General features: G+C 67.3%; 5 protein-coding genes. All 5 read right to left on the bottom strand.

What is annotated here, in order from left to right:
• Nucleotides 1-419 (bottom strand): hypothetical protein (locus AAGI46_15845; GenBank protein MEM1013680.1); only part of this gene is annotated, 419 nt, incomplete at its 3' end.
• A gap of 9 nt (nt 420-428) precedes the next feature.
• On the bottom strand, nt 429-1,454 hold the full coding sequence (locus AAGI46_15840; protein MEM1013679.1) for an SGNH/GDSL hydrolase family protein: 1,026 nt from the start codon (nt 1,452-1,454) through the stop codon (nt 429-431).
• Nucleotides 1,455-1,589: 135 nt separating this feature from the next.
• Entirely contained in the window at nt 1,590-2,741 is a 1,152-nt protein-coding gene (locus AAGI46_15835) for a glycosyltransferase (protein ID MEM1013678.1), read from the bottom strand.
• A gap of 86 nt (nt 2,742-2,827) precedes the next feature.
• Nucleotides 2,828-3,937, bottom strand: coding sequence for a glycosyltransferase family 4 protein (locus AAGI46_15830; protein ID MEM1013677.1), 1,110 nt, complete (start codon nt 3,935-3,937; stop codon nt 2,828-2,830).
• Between the two features lie 11 nt (nt 3,938-3,948).
• A complete protein-coding gene (locus tag AAGI46_15825) occupies nt 3,949-4,908 on the bottom strand; it encodes a zinc-binding dehydrogenase (protein MEM1013676.1) in 960 nt (319 codons plus the stop codon).
• Between the last annotated feature and the right edge of the window lie 12 nt (nt 4,909-4,920).

The raw sequence follows: 4,920 nt of genomic DNA, 5'->3' as shown, positions 1-4,920 counted from the left end.
TCGCGAAGGTCGTACTGGTGCGTGTGGTCTTCGGCCTGGTCGAGGTCGCGACGCTCGCCCTCGGTGATGATGTGGTGCTCGAACGTCACCGCGTCCTCGTGGCTCTGCGTGATGACCAGCTCGCCCCAGCGCCACGTCAGGTGGACGCGGATCGACAGCTGGTTGCCCCACGTGCTGACGCGATGGACGACGCGGTCGCGGGCGAGCAGCTTCGTGAGCGAATCGACGGCGGGAAAGACGCAGGTCTTCAGGAAGTTGGTGTAGTTCTCGTTGTAATCGCGCAGCCGCTCCACGGCCTCGCGTTCGGCGGCGAGCTTGTCTTCGGGCACTTCGACGAACGGCCCGACCCGGCCGAGCCACCACTTGGCGAACCCGGTGTCCAATCCCGATCCCGGCTGATTTCCGCCCTGCTTGGCCATCGTTGCAGTCTATTGCCGCGGGACGTCCATGCCGAACGCCCCGCCGAAGACGTGTCGCACCACGTTGCCCGCCAGGATCGGCTGGGCGACATCTTCTGGATGCAAGTCATCGGGCATGAGCGTCTTCATGTCCGCGTCTTCGGGCACACTGTCGGGGCCGAAGATGTCCAGGCCGTCGACGTAGAACAGCCGCTCGTCGCCGCGCTCGCGAAGCAGGTCGACGATCTCTCGGATGCCCGCACGCATGCTCACGAGCGTCAGATCGGTCGTCGCGACCTCTTCGCGAGGCGGCGAGTAGATCGGACTGATCAGGCACAGCGGCGTGTCGGGATGGCCCTCGCGGATGATCTCGATCGTGCCGATGACGGCCGCCGGAAACGACCGGCTGTTCATCGAACCGGCACCGTGGATGTTGATGCCGCAGCAGATGCTGATGTAGTCGGCCGGCTGATCGCGAATGACGCGTGCGACCATCGGGTCGAGGTGACACTGCCCACCAAAGCCGAGACATGTCAGGTCGAGCCCCGCCTGTCGCGCCGCCCGGGCCGGCCACGTTCGCGTCGGCGACTTGGCTTGTGCGCAGTGCGTGATGCTGCTGCCGTAGGTGAGCCAGATCGGCCGGGCGTCGTCTTCAGGTCGGGCAAGCGTGGCGTCCGTCGGCAACTCCACACCGTGCACGGTCGCGGTCCCACTTTGGGGCAGCCAGACTTCGACGTGACGCATTCCACTGCCCGGCAGCGCAACCGTTTCGCCCGGCGGCATCGCGACGACCTCATCGCCCACGCACACGTCGGGGAGCAAGCTGCCATTGTCTGCCAGCTCCGCACGAAGCTGCAGCGTCTGGGCATCCGTGTCGAAAGCGAGCCGGACACCGGCGGGACTCTCCGCCTTCTCTGCAACGCCGGGAAAGAGCCGGCGGTCGTTGAACGGAATTCGCCACGGCTTGAACCCCTCGCCGACCGGCTCGAGGCTCACGTGCCCGCGCCACGACAGACGCGGGGCGTTGGCCGGGACGAACGTCATCGCGTCGGACATGGGCGGACGGTAGAGCCGTCGCGTTGCGCCCATCCGTCATCCTGAGCGAGCGGAGCGAGTCGAAGGACCTCGTCTGCCGATTCGGAAGCCGATCCAGACGAGGTCCCTCGGCTGCGCTCGGGATGACGGAGTTGGCTACGAGAGGCGTTCGAGCGTGGCTTCGAGTTCATCGACGCGGTGAGCGCAGGTGTGGCGGGCGCGGATCGTTTCTAGGCCGTGGGCGGCGAGGTCTTCGGCGAGGTTCTTCTCATGCAGAACCTGGTGCATCTGATGGGCCATCTGTTCGCCCGAGTCGGCGACGAGGAAATCGCTGCCGGGCGTGAAGAGTTCCTCCGAATCCTGCCACGGCGCACTGACGAGCGGGATGCCGCAAGCCAGCGCCTCGAAGACGCGGATCGTCGGAATGCCGGGCAGATGCGTGACGTACCACCGCCTCGGCACGTGGACGGTCAGGCGATGCCGGGCGAACACGTCCGGGGCCTCGTGGTTCGGCAGATAGCCGGCGAACGAGAGCCCGGCCCGCTGGACTGCGGCGATGCCGTCGTCGGGATAACGCACGCCGTGGACGACGCCGGTCAGGTGGTGGCGTCGGGCGGGTTCGAGCAGGAACTCGTGCAGCTCGGCCGTGCGTTCGTCGTCGCCCCAGTTGCCGACCCAGACGACGTCGCCGGTCGTCTCACGATCCTGCGGCTTGAAGACCCGCGTGTCGGCCGCCTCGTGCCAGGTGATGACGCGGTCTTCGTCCCAACCACGGCGGAGGTAGGCGTTGCGCAGGACGCCGCCGAAGACGAGCACGCCGTCGTAGCCGGAGATGTCGAACCGGCTCATCTTCTCCGGTTCACTGACGGCCCGGTGGTGCGTGTCGTGGAAGAGCAGGCGAAAGTCATCGTGCCGCTGCCGATAGCGACCCAGGGCCGCGACGACACCCGGCGGCGTCCACTCGTGCACGATGACGACATCCACACCAGCGAGTCGCGTCGGCAGATCGAGCGCCTCCATCGACGCGTCGACGTCGGCGAAATCCGGATCCGCGAACGTGCCGGGGCGAGCGCCGACGTCGAAGGTGTTCGCGATGCCGACAAGCGACGGGTACGCCTCGGCGAAGGCGGCTTCCGGGTTGACGTCCTCGACGTGTTTGAGGTGCCAGGTCGACCAGTTGTCGCGTTGCTCGTGCGTCGTGAGCGTGTGGCCGCGGGCGACGAGTTCGGAGCAGACGCCGCGAACGAAGTGAGCGTTGCCATGGTTCCAATCGGAAGCGAGGGCGTGGACGAAGAAGGCGATCCGCATAGCTGTAGCTTTGGGAGAAACGCAAAGACGCAAAGCCGGAGCAAAGGACAGAACGTGCGTTCGGCATCTGCCTCCGAACCCGCCTCTCATTCTTTGCTCTGACTTTGCCTCTTCGCGTCTTTGCGTTTCACTCCGACGAGTTCGCGGTACAGACCGGCGTACGCCGAAGCCTGGCGTTCGACGGTGAAGGTCTTCGCCCGGTCGCGCGCAAGAGTGGCGAGGCGTCGAAGCGCTGCCTCGTCGTCGACGAGGCGGCGGAGCGTCAAACGCAGTTGATCGGCATCGTTCGGAGAAACGAAGGTCGCCACGTCGCCCCAGACTTCGCGGAGGCTCGGGATGTCGCCCAGCACCAGCGCACAACCCGACAGCGCCGCCTCGACCGCTGAGAGTCCGAAGGGTTCGTATTTCGCGGGTAACGCGTAGATCGACGCGCGCCGCATCAGTGCGAGCAGTTCCGCATGCGGCAGCGGCCCGAGCAGCTCGACGCCGTCGAACGACGCCTCACCGCCGTCGGGATGACGCGCGTCGCCCGCGATCTTCACGCGCATCGACAACCCACCCGCCGCCTCGGCCAGCAGCTTCACGTTCTTCGCCTCATCCCACACACGACCCGCCGACAGCACGAACGGCTCCCTCTTCCCAGCAGGCTCCCCGATCCCATCGACCGCGTTGGCAATCACCCGCCCTGACGCCGCGGCGCCAGCCGCGGATCGATCGCCGATCCACGCCCTCATCCCGTCCAGCACCGCCCGCGTCGGCGCCACCACCGCGTCCGCCCCCGCGAGCCCAGCCTCGACCACATCGCGATAACCGCGCCACGACGCGTCCGGCGCTCGCCTCAACACGGCAGCGTGCCACGAGTAGACGTCCGAATGCGCCACCACCACTCGCGACCGACCGCCGAAGTCGCGGCCACCGTGGGCGTAGTCGTTGAGGTGAATCACGTCCGGCCGCACCTCCGCGACGAGCTCGTCCAACCACTGCCCCGCCTTCGCAAGGTTCGCAAGCGGCGGCTGCATCCACTCGCACTTCAGCGGACGATGATGCAGCGTCACGCCCGCCGGAAAGTCACGCCGCTTGTCCTCATCGAGCGGCCCACCCGACGCCGCCAGCGTGACCTCGACGCCACGCTCGACCAATCCGCGGCACAGGGTCATCGCGTATGTCCAAACGCCGCCCACGCAGTCGGTCGTCATGAGAAGCCGCATCACATCTGCACCCACGCCTTCATGAAGCCGGCGGGGCGATCGATCGTCATCTGCAGTGCTTCGCCCAGCCGCTCGAGCGGTACGTCGTGCGTCATCAGCGGGCGATGGTCGAGCTCTCCCGCGGCCACCTTGCGGACCGCCTCGGTCATGCCGTCGACGTAGGTTTGCGGCACGCGTTCGTGGGCGTTGATGACGTCCAGGCCCTTCCAGTTCCACTGCTGCAGGTTGACCTGACGCAGGCCGTCCTGGTGGTAGCCGGCGATGACGAGGCGGCCGTGTTCGCGGACGAGTTCGCTGGCCAGATCCAGCGGCCACTGCTTGCCGACGCACTCGATGACCACGTTCGCCCCCGCCTCGCCGACATGACCCTTGACGGCCTCGATGACTCGCCAGTGGTCGTCCATCGGTTCCGTCACGGCACCGGCGGCGGCGGCGAAGGTGAGGGCTTCGGGTCGACGTGTCGTGGCGACCACCGTCGCCCCGGCCGCGGTGGCGAGGTGTGTGACGAGCGCACCCAGAAACCCGACCCCGACGATGATCACGCTTTCACTGGGCCGGATCGCACTGCGCTTGAAGACGTTGATCGCACACGCCAGCGGCTCGGCCGGGAACGGCACGCCCGCCAGCTCGCTCGGCAGCTTCGTCACGTTGCCCGCCGCGGCCGTGTCGTATTCGGCGTAGGCCTTGTAGCTCAGCATCGCCACGCGATCGCCCTCCGCCACGTCGCTCACACCACGGCCGACCGCGTCGACGACGCCCCAGGCCTCGTGGCCGAGATCGCCGGGGGCCATCGGGTACTCGAACCACTCGCGACCCTCGAACGACGGGATGTTGCTAGCGCAGACGCCGCACCCTTCCACGCGGACCCGCACCTCGCCGTCGGCGGGTTCGGGAACGTCGACATCGACAACGTCCATCCGACGCGGCTCGACGAGTTGGGCGGCACGCATTCGGGGCATCGAGCGACGCTA

Source organism: Planctomycetota bacterium (assembly GCA_038746835.1).
GTDB lineage: Bacteria > Planctomycetota > Phycisphaerae > Tepidisphaerales > Tepidisphaeraceae > JBCDKH01.
The sequence above is the reverse complement of the archived record's forward strand: the minus strand, read 5'-3'. Positions and strand labels throughout refer to the sequence as shown.